This window comes from Nonomuraea phyllanthi, assembly GCF_006334985.2.
GTDB lineage: Bacteria > Actinomycetota > Actinomycetes > Streptosporangiales > Streptosporangiaceae > Nonomuraea > Nonomuraea phyllanthi.
On the sequence record NZ_VDLX02000003.1, the window covers coordinates 59,460 to 73,328 of the forward strand.

At 70.2% G+C, this 13,869-nt stretch carries 14 protein-coding genes; 6 read left to right on the forward strand and 8 right to left on the reverse strand.

The features are described 5' to 3' along the window. Positions 1–3 precede the first annotated feature (3 nt). Positions 4–492 (forward strand): VOC family protein, encoded by a 489-nt coding sequence (locus tag FH608_RS09230; protein WP_139630008.1) that lies wholly within the window; start codon positions 4–6, stop codon positions 490–492. 19 nt (positions 493–511) lie between these two features. On the opposite strand, the gene FH608_RS09235 is transcribed toward FH608_RS09230, so the two are convergent. Further along, the gene (locus FH608_RS09235) at positions 512–706 is read right to left on the reverse strand and encodes a hypothetical protein (protein WP_139630009.1); all 195 of its coding nucleotides are present in this window, start codon (positions 704–706) and stop codon (positions 512–514) included. Positions 707–750: 44 nt separating this feature from the next. Between FH608_RS09235 and FH608_RS09240 the strand changes: the two genes are divergently transcribed. Beyond that, complete coding sequence (locus FH608_RS09240; protein ID WP_139630010.1) at positions 751–945, forward strand: DUF3046 domain-containing protein; 195 nt, start codon at positions 751–753, stop codon at positions 943–945. On the opposite strand, the gene FH608_RS09245 is transcribed toward FH608_RS09240, so the two are convergent. Next, entirely contained in the window at positions 942–1,214 is a 273-nt protein-coding gene (locus FH608_RS09245; protein ID WP_139630011.1) for a hypothetical protein, read from the reverse strand. The two genes, FH608_RS09240 and FH608_RS09245, sit on opposite strands and share 4 nt — an antisense overlap. A 186-nt stretch (positions 1,215–1,400) precedes the next feature. Then, positions 1,401–2,162: an SDR family NAD(P)-dependent oxidoreductase gene (locus tag FH608_RS09250; protein ID WP_226899209.1), complete on the reverse strand. Its 762-nt coding sequence runs from the start codon at positions 2,160–2,162 to the stop codon at positions 1,401–1,403. 54 nt (positions 2,163–2,216) lie between these two features. Between FH608_RS09250 and FH608_RS09255 the strand changes: the two genes are divergently transcribed. The 4 genes from FH608_RS09255 (at position 2,217) to rny (ending at position 8,053) form a co-directional block, all read left to right on the forward strand. After that, entirely contained in the window at positions 2,217–2,570 is a 354-nt protein-coding gene (locus tag FH608_RS09255) for an ArsR/SmtB family transcription factor (protein WP_139630013.1), read from the forward strand. Positions 2,571–3,184: 614 nt separating this feature from the next. After that, positions 3,185–4,291, forward strand: coding sequence for a recombinase RecA (gene recA / locus FH608_RS09260; protein WP_139630014.1), 1,107 nt, complete (start codon positions 3,185–3,187; stop codon positions 4,289–4,291). A 989-nt stretch (positions 4,292–5,280) separates the two neighbouring features. Beyond that, positions 5,281–5,757 carry a recombination regulator RecX gene (gene recX, locus FH608_RS52520; RefSeq protein ID WP_226899211.1) on the forward strand — a complete coding sequence of 159 codons (477 nt, stop codon included), beginning with the start codon at positions 5,281–5,283 and terminating at the stop codon, positions 5,755–5,757. 676 nt (positions 5,758–6,433) lie between these two features. Continuing rightward, on the forward strand, positions 6,434–8,053 hold the full coding sequence (gene rny / locus FH608_RS09270) for a ribonuclease Y (protein WP_139630016.1): 1,620 nt from the start codon (positions 6,434–6,436) through the stop codon (positions 8,051–8,053). Positions 8,054–8,116: 63 nt separating this feature from the next. On the opposite strand, the gene FH608_RS09275 is transcribed toward rny, so the two are convergent. Genes FH608_RS09275 through FH608_RS09295 form a run of 5 tightly spaced genes read right to left on the reverse strand, consistent with a single transcriptional unit; the run spans position 8,117 to position 13,863 of the window. Continuing rightward, complete coding sequence (locus tag FH608_RS09275; protein WP_139630404.1) at positions 8,117–9,076, reverse strand: ABC transporter permease; 960 nt, start codon at positions 9,074–9,076, stop codon at positions 8,117–8,119. Between the two features lie 2 nt (positions 9,077–9,078). Further along, positions 9,079–10,035 (reverse strand): ABC transporter permease, encoded by a 957-nt coding sequence (locus FH608_RS09280; protein ID WP_139630017.1) that lies wholly within the window; start codon positions 10,033–10,035, stop codon positions 9,079–9,081. After that, the gene (locus FH608_RS09285) at positions 10,032–11,015 is read right to left on the reverse strand and encodes an ABC transporter ATP-binding protein (RefSeq protein WP_139630018.1); all 984 of its coding nucleotides are present in this window, start codon (positions 11,013–11,015) and stop codon (positions 10,032–10,034) included. The genes FH608_RS09280 and FH608_RS09285 overlap by 4 nt, the downstream gene beginning before the upstream one ends. Continuing rightward, on the reverse strand, positions 11,015–12,037 hold the full coding sequence (locus tag FH608_RS09290) for an ABC transporter ATP-binding protein (RefSeq protein ID WP_139630019.1): 1,023 nt from the start codon (positions 12,035–12,037) through the stop codon (positions 11,015–11,017). Before FH608_RS09290 ends, FH608_RS09285 begins: the two co-directional genes overlap by 1 nt. Continuing rightward, positions 12,037–13,863: an ABC transporter substrate-binding protein gene (locus FH608_RS09295; protein ID WP_226899213.1), complete on the reverse strand. Its 1,827-nt coding sequence runs from the start codon at positions 13,861–13,863 to the stop codon at positions 12,037–12,039. The genes FH608_RS09290 and FH608_RS09295 overlap by 1 nt, the downstream gene beginning before the upstream one ends. Between the last annotated feature and the right edge of the window lie 6 nt (positions 13,864–13,869).

The following is a 13,869-nucleotide window of genomic DNA, read 5'->3' on the forward strand; positions in this document are numbered from 1 at the left end:
ACCGTGACCATTGATTACGCGGCCATCGAAGCCCGCCGTGCGGAGATCCGGCGGCGTTACGTCTTAGCGCACCGGCCCTCGAGCAGCGCGCGCGGCCTGCACCACATGGCCCTGCTCTCGTCGGACGTCGAACGCACCATCAAGTTCTACCAGGAACTCCTGGAGTTCCCGCTCACCGAGATCATGGAGAACCGCGACTACAAAGGATCCAACCACTTCTTCTTCGACATCGGAAACGGCAACCTGCTCGCGTTCTTCGACTTCCCCGGGCTCGACCTCGGCCCGTACCAAGAGGTGCTGGGCGGGCTGCACCACATCGCGATCTCCGTCGACCCCGCCACCTGGGAGCGGCTGCGCGGGAAGCTGGAGATGGCCGGCGTGCCGCACCAGATAGAGAGCGGCGCCTCCATTTACTTCAAGGACCCCGACGGCGCCCGGCTGGAGCTGCTCGCCGACCATCTCGGTGAGATGTACGGCTCGCGCGTGTTGTGACCGCGGTCCGGCGCGCGCCCTAGCGTCGGGACGGGCGGCGCGTGCGGGGCCTGCCCGCACGTGGCGCCTGCCTGATGCCGGCGTGCCGTTCCACCCGCTCGGCCTTCTCCTTCTGTACGGCGAGACGCAGCGTGTGCAGCAGCCGGCGGCGCCTGGCGCGGTTGGCCTTGATCTTGGCTGTCTTCGGGGGTGAAGACTTGGGGGTCTTTGGCATGGGGATGTCTTACCCACGTCGCGGCCGTATCCATACTTGATGTCATGCGCCTGACGGAGTTCTGGAGACGGATGAACGCACATTTCGGTGAGACGTACGCCGAGTCGTGGGCGCGCGACTACGTACTCGCGCCGCTCGGCGGGCGCACCGTCGTGCAGGCGCTCGCCGACGGAGAGAGCGCCAAGACCGTCTGGCGCGCCGTCTGCCAGGTGGAGGACGTCGCGCCCAGGCTGCGCTAGGTCTGCGGCTTCTCCAGGATCTCCCGGAGCGCCGCCGCCGCCAGCTCCGGCTGGTCGGCGTCGCTCTGGCCGCCCGGCGACCACAGGTACGTCCATCCGCGGTGCGACGGAATGGCGAAGATCATCGTCTGGCGGCCGGTGCGCGGGTGCCAGACCCACAGCACCGGCTCGTGGTTGCCCACCATGCGGCTGACCAGCCCGTGATGAGGGAGCAACTCGGCGAGCGCCTCAAGACGGCTGCGTCGTTCACTGGTGTAGCCATTCGCCACTCGCCGCCTCCCAACCTCGCCCTGAAGTGAGTCTCCCCAGCTCATCGGGTGGACAACACGTTGGTGGCCAACATCATCCAGGCCGCATCGCGGTGCCGGTCCGGCAGCACGTCAGGGGTGCTTCCAGAGTGTTCCTCGCGGAGCGGAATCCTTTTTCAGGCACGTACGAGTTCCGTACCGTCCGGCTCAGACGAGCTCCAGGCCGCCGTCGACGGTGATGACCTGGCCGGTGATCCAGGTGGCGGCGGGGTCGGCCAAATGCAGGATCCACGCGGCAACCTCCTCGGGAGTGCCGCGGCGGCCGAGCGGGATGCGGTCGGCCTCGTCCCGTTTGATCTCCTCGACCACGGCGTGGGGCAGGCCGGAGGCGTGGAGCGCCTGGCTCTCGGTCGGCCCGGGGGCGAGGGCGTTGACCCGGATGCCGTCGGCGGCCAGCTCCAGCGCCCAGCTGCGGGTCAGCTGCTCCAGGGCGGCCTTGGACGCGGCGTAGTGTGCCGCGCCGGGCAGCGGCCGGTGGCCGAAGACGGAGGAGATGTTCACGATCGTGCCCCGGCTCGCGGTCAGGTGCGGCAGGGCGGCGTGGGCGAGCAGGCTGGGCGCGGTGACGTTGAGGGCGAGCAGGTCGGCGATGCGCCGGGCGTCGGTCTCGGCCAGCGGCATCATCGCGGTGGCGCCGGCGTTGTTGACGAGGACGTCTAGGCGCCCCCACCGTTCGACCGCCGCTTCGACGACCTTTCGGGGCGCGCCGTCGGCGGTGATGTCGGCGGTCAGTACGGCGATGCCGGGGTGCTGCGCGGCGGTGTCCCGCAGCGCGTCGCCGCGACGGCCCACGCCGAGCACGTGCGCCCCTGCGCGGGCGAGGGCCAGCGCTCCGGCGCGGCCGATCCCGGAGCCTGCTCCGGTCATGATCACGGTCTTGCCCTCAAGGCTGGCGGGATGGTCGGTCACGGCAGACTCTTTCATTCGATGTTCGGCAAACATCGAATAAGTTAGCATGGGGGGATGAGACGGGCGCATCACCCCCAGCTTGGCGATATCACCCTGACGGAGGTGATGGCCGCGCTCAGCGATCCCATCCGGGTCGGGCTGGTACGCGTACTGGCCGACGGGCATGAACGCGGCTGGGGAGAACTGCGCGCTCCGGTGGCCAAGTCGACGCTCAGCCACCACTTGCGGGTGCTGCGCGACGCGGGGCTCACCCGTACGCGCCAGGAGGGCACCCGGTGCTTCGTGGTGCTGCGCCGCGAGGAGGTGCAGGAGCGCTTCCCCGGACTCCTGGACGTGGTGCTGGCCGCCGCCGAGGCGGACGACGTGGGCCGCCAGGTCGGCGTGAAGGCGGCCCGAACGCCGGCCTGAACGTCAGCCCGAGCACCGACCCGAGCACCGGCTTGAACGTCGGCCCGAGCGCCCGCCTGGAACGTCGGCCCGAGCGCCCGCCTGAACGCTGATCCGAACGCCGGCCCGAGCGTCGGCTTGAATGCCGGTCCGAACATCCGCTTGAACGCTGACTCGAATGTCGGCCCGAACGCCGGGGCGCGGATGGCCGAGGTGGTGGCCTGGGGCGAGGAGGCGCCGACCCCGAACGCAGGAGGCGCGGCTCCGAACGTCAGGAGGCGCAGTCCCGAACTTCGGGGGAGTTCCAGGGCGGGCGGCAAGGGAGTGTCTGGACGGGCGTTGGCGAACACCTAGGCTGGCATCGGCTGAACGCCAGGACTGGCTACATCTCCGATCGAGCTTCGGTTCGTCGCCATGCGGCGGGCGCGCGGCCACCTGGGCCTCCGGCCGCCCGAGGTCACAGGGCAGGCGGCCGAAATGATGGCGACCTGCGTGTTCCTGCTGTGATCGAACAGCCGTTCGGCTACCATTGACTTCGCCGGGCCACCTCTTCCCCGGCAGTCGCAGAAAATGTCGGTGGCAGGCCGTAGCTTTCACTCGACTGATCGGACCACGACCCTCCAGGGGGAGCTCCCATGGCTATCAACGACCGCGAGAAGGCCCTCGAGACCGCCCTCGCTCAGATCGAGCGTCAGTTCGGCAAGGGCTCAGTGATGCGCCTGGGCGACGAAGCTCGAGCACCCATCGAGGTGATCCCCACAGGGTCGATCTCCCTCGACGTGGCTCTCGGCATCGGTGGCATGCCGCGTGGCCGCATCGTCGAGATCTACGGCCCGGAGTCGTCGGGTAAGACCACGATCGCCCTGCACGCGGTGGCCAACGCCCAGCGGGCCGGCGGCATCGCGGCCTTCGTCGACGCCGAGCACGCCCTCGACCCCGAATACGCCAAGAAGCTCGGGGTCGACACCGACGCCCTGCTGGTGTCCCAGCCCGACACCGGCGAGCAGGCGCTGGAGATCGCCGACATGCTGATCAGGTCCGGCGCCGTCGACATCATCGTCATCGACTCGGTGGCCGCGCTGGTGCCCAAGGCCGAGATCGAGGGCGAGATGGGCGACAGCCACGTCGGCCTCCAGGCCCGGCTCATGTCCCAGGCGCTGCGCAAGATCGCCGGCGCGCTCAACAGCACGGGCACCACCGCCATCTTCATCAACCAGCTCCGCGAGAAGATCGGCGTCATGTTCGGCAGCCCCGAGACGACGACGGGCGGCAAGGCGCTCAAGTTCTACGCCTCGGTCCGGATGGACATCCGCCGCATCGAGACCCTCAAGGACGGCACGGAGGCGGTCGGCAACCGCACCAGGGTCAAGGTCGTGAAGAACAAGATGGCCCCGCCCTTCCGCGTCGCCGACTTCGACATCCTCTACGGCGTGGGCATCTCCCGCGAGGGCGGCCTCATCGACATGGGTGTGGAGCACGGCTTCGTGCGCAAGTCCGGCGCGTGGTACACGTACGAGGGCGACCAGCTCGGCCAGGGCAAGGAGAACGCCCGCAACTTCCTGAAGAACCACCCCGACATGGCCAACGAGATCGAGAAGAAGATCAAGGACAAGCTCGGCGTGGGCCCCCGCCTCGACGCGCCCGCCGAAGCCGCCCCGGCCCCGGCCACCCCTGCCAAGGCCCCGGCCGGCGCGTCTTCCGGTCGTGGCTCCAAGTCCACTCCCAAGCCGGGTGACGTCTGATCGTCCGTCCCATGAGCGATCGCGTCCCTCCCATGAGCGACCCAGACCGGCCACAGGCGCCCCTACCTGGGGGTGCCCGGCCTGACTCCTCCTCCCGGGCCCCGTGGCGGGGCCGTGATCTGGCGCGCTCGGCGGCGGACGGCTGGCCATCGGTCGACGAGTGGCGCGACCAACGCGCCCGCCAGCGCCCCTCCACCTCACCCACCGACCCCCAACCCGACACAACCGCCCCTCGACCGGACACAACCGGCCCTCGACCTGCCGCGGCGGACCCTGGATCCGAGATAGCAGAATCTCCATCCGGGGCAGTGGCTTTCGAGGTGTCCGACCCTCCTTCCGGTCCTCCTCCCGGTGAGGCGGATCGTCGGCACGGTGCGGTGGATCTTTCCGATGGGGCGGATCGCCGGCATGGTGCGGCGGGCTTCGACTCGGAGGTGGAGGGCCTTCCATCCGGTACGGCGAGTCTGGGGGAAGAGGGTGTTCGATCCGGTATGGCGGATCGCGAGCCGGGCGTGGGGGATTCCCCTTCCCGGACGGCTGATCGCCGATCCGGCGCAACCGACTACGGAGGTGCCGGGTGGCACTCCGAAGTGCTGGCCGGCAGCAGTTGGTTCGCGGAGGAGCAGCCGGACGACGGAGGGGCCGGTCAGAAGCGGGCAGGCAGAGGACGGGGCTCGGGCCGCTCCAGCCGGCGGTCCGGCAAGAACGCGCGAAACCGGGGAAGGGCCTCCGAAGGGCTGGGCGCCGGAGCTGATCCAGACGCCGATGGTCCTGCGGGATCCTGGTGGGGTGGCGGTGAGGGCTCTGCTGGGGCGCCGTGGGGTGATGGCGCCGGCGGGTCCGGGCGAGGCGACGAGGGGGCTTTCTGGGCGCCGCATGGCGATGGTGGTGCCGAATCCGAGGCTGGGCGGGGGCGTGAGGGCGTTGCCGGGGCTGGGCGAAGGCGGGAGAGGGCTGCCGGGGGTGGGCGTGAGGCTGATCCGGAGTCGGTGGCCCGGGCCATCTGCCTGCGGCTGCTCACCATGGCCCCGAAGACGCGGGCCCAGCTCGCCGAAGCCCTCCGCAAGCGCGACGTGCCGGAGGAGGCAGCCGAAGCGGTCCTCAGCCGCTTCTCCGAGCTGGGGCTGATCGACGACGAGGCGTTCGCCGCCGCCTGGGTCGACTCCCGGCACCACGGTCGTGGCCTGGCCAAGCGCGCTCTGGCGGCCGAGCTTCGCCATCGCGGGGTGGACACCGACACGGTCAAGGAGGCGGTGGAGCGGCTCGATCCGGACCAGGAGGCGGAGACGGCGCGGCGGCTGGTGGACCGCAAGCTCGCCTCCACCCGCAAGCTCGACCCGAAGACGCGCACGCGGCGGCTGGCGGGCATGTTGGCGCGCAAGGGTTACTCCTCGGGGCTGGCCTTCCGCGTCATCCGCGAGGCGCTCGAAGAGGAGGGCATCGACGTGGAGGAAGACCTTCCCTGACGGAGATGCCTGTCGCGTGGGTGGAGGCGTGTGTTGACGGAAGCGTCTGCTGCGTGTGGGTGAGGGGCATCCCGTGATCGGGAGCGGCTGTGTGGCGTGGTGGTCGGTTGGAGGTTGTGCTGGGGGAGCGCCTGCAGGGGCATGGGCGCGGGGCGTTTCTTGGCACGAGCATCCGTATGGCGTGCTTGGAGGCTTTCCTCGGATGTGGATGTCCTGTGGCGTGGGGGTGAGAGCTGCCTTGAGCCGCATGTCGATGTCCCGAGGCAGGGCGTGAGGGCTTGCCTGGATGCGGGTGTCCTGCGGCGTGGGTGAGGGCTTCTTTTGGCGCGGGCATTCGTGTGACGCGGGCGCGGGCACCTCTTACGGAGGCGACCGTAAGACACGCTTGATGACGCGTTTGCTTGCTCGTGACCTGTTCGACGCATAACCTCGACGGCAGTGAGGAGTTACTCCGCGCAGTGCGGATTGCCATACCGGTGAACGACGGACGAACGAGGTTGATCGATCGAGGCAGGCGAGGTGTCGGCTTTGGCAGTCGACGCCGGGTCAGCCTTGGCCGCATATCGGCCGCCTATCGATCGTGACGTCCGCCGGGCCATCCGCTGCGCGCTTGTGACCCCTCCCGTTTGTGGCCGCGTTATGGGGTGTTCGAGGACGCGAGGAGGGCGGGGCGCACATGGGGCCGCTGGTCGTGGTGCTGATGGTGGCGGTGCTCGTGCTCGCGTTCGGGATGATCGTGGCGCTCCTCGTCGTCGTGCGGCGCACCTCGGGCGGCAGCGTGCCACGCGCGGCCAAGCCCAGCCCCGAGCAGGTGCAGGCCGTGCACGAGGAGCTTGAGCAGGCGCGGGAGGAGGCGCGGGAGATCCGCCACAAGGCGGAGAGCGACGCCGAGGAGATCCTGCGCAGGTCGGAGGCCGCCGCCGAGAGCGCCGCGCAGATGCGGCGGGAGGTCGAGGAGGAGAGCCGGATCCTGAAGTCCGAGCTCAAGGAGCTGCGGACCGACCTCGAGCGGCGGGAGGCCCGGCTGGCCGAGCGGGAGCAGCGGCTGGACGAGGAGGCCAGGCGGCACTCCGAGCGTGGCAGGAAGCTGGCCGAGACCGAGGTGGAGCTGGCCGACCGGCGCGAGGAGCTGCTCCGGGTGGAGGAGGAGCGGCGGGTCATCCTCGAGCGGGTGGCGGGGCTGACCGGCGAGCAGGCCAAGGCGGAGCTGGTCCGGGAGATCGAGAACCAGGCGAAGCGCGAGGCCGCGCTGATCGTCAGGGAGATCGAGGGCCAGGCGCGCAAGGAGGGCGAGAAGCGGGCCACGAAGATCGTGACGCTGGCCGTGCAGCGGCTGGCGGCGGAGCAGACGGCGGAGTCGGTCGTCAGCGTGCTGCACCTGCCCGGGGATGAGATGAAGGGCCGGATCATCGGCCGGGAGGGGCGCAACATCCGGGCCTTCGAGTCGACGACCGGGGTGAACCTGATCATCGACGACACGCCCGAGGCCGTCCTGCTGTCCTGTTTCGACCCGGTGCGGCGGGAGACGGCCCGGCTGACGCTGGAGAAGCTGGTGCTGGACGGACGGATCCATCCGCAGCGCATCGAGGAGGCGCACGACCGCAGCCGCCAGGAGGTGCAGGACCTGTGCGCGCGGGCCGGTGAGGACGCGCTGGTCGAGCTGGGGATCACCGACATGCATCCCGAGCTGACGCTGCTGCTCGGGCAGCTGCGCTACCGGACGTCGTACGGGCAGAACGTGCTGAAGCACCTCATCGAGTCCGCGCACATCGCCGGGATCATGGCGGCCGAGCTGAAGATGAACCAGGCGCTGATGAAGCGCTGCGCCCTGCTGCACGACATCGGCAAGGCGCTCACGCACGAGGTCGAGGGCAGCCACGCGCTGATCGGTGCGGAGATCGCCCGCAGGTACGGCGAGGAGGAGGATGTGGTGCACGCCATCGAGGCGCACCACAACGAGGTCGAGGTCCGCACGGTGGAGGCGGTGCTCACCCAGGCCGCCGACGCGATCAGCGGCAGCCGTCCCGGCGCCCGCCGCGAGTCCCTGGAGGCGTACGTCAAGCGGCTGGAGCGGCTGGAGGAGATCGCGCAGTCGTACGAGGGCGTGGAGAAGGTCTTCGCCATGCAGGCCGGCCGGGAGATCCGCGTCATGGTCAAGCCGGACGCGATCGACGACATCCAGGCGCAGGTGATCGCCCGTGACGTGGCCAAGCAGGTGGAGGAGGAGCTGACCTATCCCGGTCAGATCCGTATCACCGTGGTGCGGGAGTCCAGGGCTACCGAATTCGCCCGATAGCCACTCATCAAGCCCGGCCGGCGGGCGGTGGCCGAAAAGGGGGCGCCCGCCGGGGGCCGGGTTTCAGGAGAGCCGGATGCGCGGGTCGAGCAGCCCGTACGCCACGTCCACCAGCAGGTTCGCCACCACCACGGCGGTCGTCGCCAGCGTCACCACGCCCATGATCACGGGCAGGTCCCCGCTGATGAACGCCTGCACCACCGCCTGTCCCACCCCTCCCAGGCCGAAGACCGACTCCGTCACCACCACCCCGCCGATCAGCGTGCCCACGTCCACGCCGAGCTGTGTCACCACCGGGGTCAGCGCGGCGCGCAGGCCGTGCCGGTAGATGACGCTCCGTTCCGGCACCCCCTTGGCGCGGGCCGTGCGGATGTAGTCCTCGCCGAGCACGTCCAGCATGGAGCCTCGGGTGAGCCGGGCGTACGAGGCCGCCTGGACGGTGGCCAGCGTGACCCACGGCAGGATCAGGTGGCGGGCCCATTCGGCGGGGTTCTCCGAGAACGGCACGTACGAGTCGGGCGGCAGGACGGGCACCCCCGCCATCGTCAGCTGGAAGAACAGGAAGTAGAGCAGCAGCAGCCCGACCACGAACGTCGGCATGGACACCCCGGCCAGCGCCAGCAGCGTCAGGCCGCGATCCACCAGCGAGCGGACCCGGGTGGCGCTGAGCACCCCCGCGCCCACGCCCAGCGAGAACCAGAGCACCGCGCCGCCGAGCACCAGCGAGAAGGTCGGAGGGAAGTCGGCCGCGAGGAGCTTGCCGACCGATTCACCGGAGAAGTACGACTGGCCGAGGTCGCCGTGGACCAGCTTGCCCAGGTAGTCGAGGTATTGGGTGAGGATGGGACGGTCGAGGCCGAGGTTGTGGCGGATCAGCTCCACCTGTTCGGGGGTGGCCTGCCGCCCGGCCAGGGTGCGCGCAGGGTCGCTGGGCGCCACGTAGAACAGCAGGAACGTCCCGAGCGTCACCAGCCACAGGACGAGCAGGCCGAGCAGGGCCCGGCGCAGCAGGAAAGCGCGCATCGTCACGCCCCCTTACGCGTGCGGCGGCGACGGCTGAACAGCCGCTCCATCCGCGGGTCGATGGCGTCCCTGATCCCGTCGCCGAGCAGGTTGAACGCGAGCGTGGTGATCAGGAGCGTGGCGGCGGGGAACCCGAGATACCAGTACGCCACCCGGTAGAAGCCCTGCGCCTCGCTCAGCAGGTTGCCCCACGAGGGGGTGGGCGGCACGATGCCCAGCCCCAGGTACGACAGCGTCGACTCGAACACGATGGCCGCCGGCACCAGCAGCGTGGTCAGAACGATGACGGGGGCCAGCAGGTTCGGCAGGATGTCCACGAACATGATCCGGAGGTCGCCCGCCCCCATGGAACGGGCGGCCTCGACGTACTCGCGTTCCTTCAGCGCCAGCGTCTGCCCGCGCACCACGCGGGCGATGGCCGCCCACGAGTAGAAGGCGATCACCCCGATCGTGGCCGTCAAGGAGGGCCCGGCGATGGACACCACCGCGATGGCGAAGATCAGGTACGGGAACGACAGAACCACGTCCATCAGCCGCGACAGCAGGGTGTCGACGGCGCCGCCGTAGTAGCCGGCCAGCAGCCCCACCACCACCCCGACCAGCGCCGCCATCCCGGTGGCGACCACGCCGACGAGCAGGGAGACGCGGGCCCCGTACAGGACCCTGACGAACAGGTCGCGTCCGAGCCGGTCGGTGCCGAACCAGAACTCGCCGTTCGGGGGCACCGGCAGCCCCTGGGCGGTGATGCCGGTGTCGCGGAACTGCTCGTCGGGGCCGTGGCCGGTCCAGGCGGCGATGAGCGGCGCGGCCAGCGCCAGCGCGCACAGCAGGACGACCACCGCGCCGGAGACCATGGCCACCTTGTCGGTCCTGATCCGGCGCCAGGCCAGCTGCCAGGGTCCGCGCCCGGCGACGGGACCGCCGCCGACGGCCCCCGGCCTGATCTCGGTCAGCGTCATACGACCACCTCCATGGGGAAGTGGCAGGCCGCGGTGCCCTCCGTGCCCTCGGTGCCCTCCAGCAGGGGCTCCTCGGTGGAGCAGATGTCCTGGGCCCGCGGGCAGCGGGGATGGAAGCGGCATCCGGAGGGCGGGTCGATCGGCGAGGGCACGTCACCGGTCAGCACGACGCGCCGCCGCCGCTGCGCCTCGTCCGGATCGGCCACCGCGGTCGCGGACAGCAGCGCGTTCGTGTACGGGTGGCGCGGCCGGTCGTACACCGGGTCGGCGGCGCCCAGCTCGACGATCTTGCCGAGGTACATGACCGCGATCCGGTCGCTGATGTGCCGCACCACGGACAGGTCGTGGGCGATGAACAGGTACGTCAGCCCGTACTCCACCTGCAGGTCCTTCAGCAGGTTGAGGATCTGCGCCTGGATGGACACGTCCAGCGCCGACACCGGCTCGTCGCAGATGATCAGCCGGGGCCGCAGCGCGAGCGCCCTGGCCACCCCGATCCGCTGCCGCTGCCCGCCGGAGAACTCCGCGGGGAACCGGTTGTAGTGCTCGGGGTTGAGCCCGACCCGCTCCATCAGCTCCTGCACGGTCCTGCGCAGCTGCTCGCCGCTCATCACCCGGTGGATCACGAGCGGGTCGGCGATGATCGACCCGACGCGCCTGCGCGGGTTCAGCGAGCCGTACGGGTCCTGGAAGATGACCTGGATGTCACGCCGGTAGGGCCGCATGCGCCTGCGGGGCAGGTTCGTGATGTCCGTCCCGTCGAACCGCACGCTGCCCGACGTGACGGGATGCAGCCCGGCCAGGCACCGCGCGAGCGTGGACTTGCCGCAGCCCGTCTCGCCCACCAGGCCCAGCGTCTCGCCGGCCGCGAGGTCGAAGCTGACGCCGTCGACCGCTCTGACCTGGCCGACGACGTGCTTGAAGAGCGCGCCGGCGGTGATGGGGTAGTGCTTGACCACGTTGGAGACCTCGAGCAACATCACGACTCCTTCGCTTTGAGCCGCAGCGCCTCGGCCTCGGCCCCCAGCCCGACCGCGTCGTGCGGCAGCCAGCAGGCCGAGGCGTGGTTCGCCCCACCGGTGACGGCGGCCAGGGGCGGCCGCTCGGCCGGGCAGACGGGCATCGCGTACGGGCAGCGCGGGTGGAACGCGCACCCGGACGGGATCGCGATCAGGCTGGGCGGCGAGCCGGGGATCGGCCGCAGCCGCCCGCCCCGGTCGCCGCTGCTGCCCGGGATCGACTCCAGCAGCCCCTTGGTGTACGGGTGGTGCGGCCGGTAGTAGAGCGTGCGCCGGTCGGCCCGCTCGACCGCGAGCCCGGCGTACATGACCAGCACCTCGTCGGCCATGCCCGCCACCACGCCCAGATCGTGCGTGATGAGGACGAGCGCGATCCCGAACTCCGCCTGCACCCGCGCGATCAGCTCCAGGATCTGCGCCTGCACGGTCGCGTCGAGCGCCGTGGTCGGCTCGTCGGCCACGATGAGCTTCGGGTTGAGCGCGAGCGACATCGCGATCATGGCCCGCTGCCGCATGCCGCCGGAGAACTGGTGCGGGTAGTCGTCCACGCGGCGCTCCGGCCGCGGGATGCCGACGAGCCCGAGCAGCTCCACCGTCCGCCTCCTGGCCTCGGCGCGCGAGGTGTCCGGCAGGTGCACCCTGATCAGCTCCTCGATCTGCCGGCCCACCGTGTAGAGCGGGTGCAGGCTGGTCAGCGGGTCCTGGAAGACGACGCTGATCTCGGCGCCGCGGATGCGGCGCAGCCGCTCGCCGTCGAGGTCGAGCAGGTTGACGCCGTCGAACAGGGCGGTTCCGGAGATGTCGGCCCCGGGGGTGAGCCCCAGGATGGCCTGGGTGCTCACCGTCTTGCCGCTGCCGGACTCGCCGACGATCGCCAGCGTGCGGCCGCGTTCGACGCGGAACGACAGCCCTCGCACGGCCTGCACCACGCCGTCGGACGTGGGGAAGGACACGTGGAGATCGGTCACCTCCAGCAGGCTCATCACGGCGTGTTGGGGTCGAGCCAGAGGTTGGTGAAGTCGTAGAGCTGGAACGCCGGCAGGTAGAGCGCGTTGTGCACCCGCTTGCTGTGGTAGATCGGCGTGTTCTGGTTGTTGAGCGGCACGATCACCGCGTCCGCCATGACCGTCGTGTCCACCTCGTGCCACAGCGCGGCCGCCTTGGCCTGGTCCTGCTGGGCCAGCGCCTGCTTGATCAGCGAGTCCACCTTGGGGTTGCTGTAGCAGCCGTAGTTGCTGGTGCCGGGGTTGCAGTTGGTCTCGAACAGCGGCTGGACGACCGCGCGGCCGTTGTTGCCGTACCAGTCGGGGACCCAGCCGGGGGCGGAGATGTCCCACTTGCCGGCCTTGGCGAGGGACGGGTTCTGCAGGAAGGCGCCGTAGTAGTCGCCCTGCCGGACCGGCAGGCCCTTCACCGTGATGCCGCACTTCTCCAGGTCCGCCGCGTACGACTGGAAGTTGGCCGGGTGGTTGCCCGCGTTGCGGTAGGCGCCGATGAGGGTCAGCCCGTTCGGGTATCCGGCCTCGGCGAGCATCTGCTTGCACTTGGCGGGGTCGCCCGCGTCACCGGGGCTCGGGTACGGGTTGTACTCCTGGTAGCCGATGTTGCCCGGCGGGATCGCGGTGTGCAGCGCCGTGGCCACGTCGGAGCCGCCGTAGACCTTGGCGATGGCGACCTTGCTGACCGCGTACTCGATGGCCTGGCGCACCTTGAGCTTGCCCATGGCGCCGTCGGCGTTCTTGCTCTGCAGGTTGAAGACGATGTACGGGTTGCTGACCGCGCCGGGGAAGATCGTGAAGTTGGGGTCGCCGGAGCTCTTGAGCCGCGGGATCTGCGCGGTCGGCACCGGCAGGTCCCACGACAGGTCGGCGCTGCCGGCCTCGAGCTGCTGCTGCACGGCGTCCGGCTCGGCGACGCCCATCTTGACCTCGATGGCGCCGACGTACTGGTGCCTGATCGGGTCGGACTCCTGCTTCCAGGCGGGGTTGCGCTCCAGCCTGATCGACTTGGTGGCGACGTATTGGGTGATCTTGTAGGGGCCGTTGGAGATCGTGTGCCGGCGGAAGGTCGCGTCGTCCGGCACGTACTGGTCGTACTCCTCGGGCGCGGCCACGGAGAAGTTCAGCGACAGGATGTTGAGGAAGTCGCTGGCGGGCTGGGTCAGCGTGAAGACCAGCGTCTTGTCGTCCTTGGCCTGCACGCCCGCGATGTCGTGGCCGTTCTGGAAGTCCGCCAGCGCCTTCGCGGTGGGCTTGGCCTTGGTGAACGCCTTGGCGTAGGCGTCGCAGTACGCCTGCATGCCCTTGATCGTGCTGGTGTAGTACCCGGGCGCCCCGGAGCCGGCCACCGGGTTGCAGATCCGCTTGAAGCCGCGGACGAAGTCGCCCGCGGTCACCTCGCGCGGCGGCTGGGTGTCCCACTGCACGCCGTCACGCAGCTTGATCGTGTACGTGATCCCGTCGGCGCTCAGCCCGCCGTTCTCCTTCGTGGGCATCTCCGCGGCCACGTCGGGGACGAGCGTGAAGCCCTTGGTCGTGTCGGCCCCGGCGGGCACCCCGTTCAGCCCGAACAGGCCCCGCGCGTACGTGCGGAGGATGCCGTTGGTGACCGTGTAGTAGGAACTGGTGGGATCGAGATGATCGACGTCACCGCTGCCCACGAGCCGGAGCGTGCCGCCGGACACCGGGCTGCCCGAGGCGGCGGTGGACGGCGGCGCGGAATTCCGCGCTCCGGTGTCGGTCTGGCAGGCGGTGACGCACAAAGTTGCGGTGACCACCACGGCAATGCTGAAATGGCGCATGCTGGCCATCTGGCC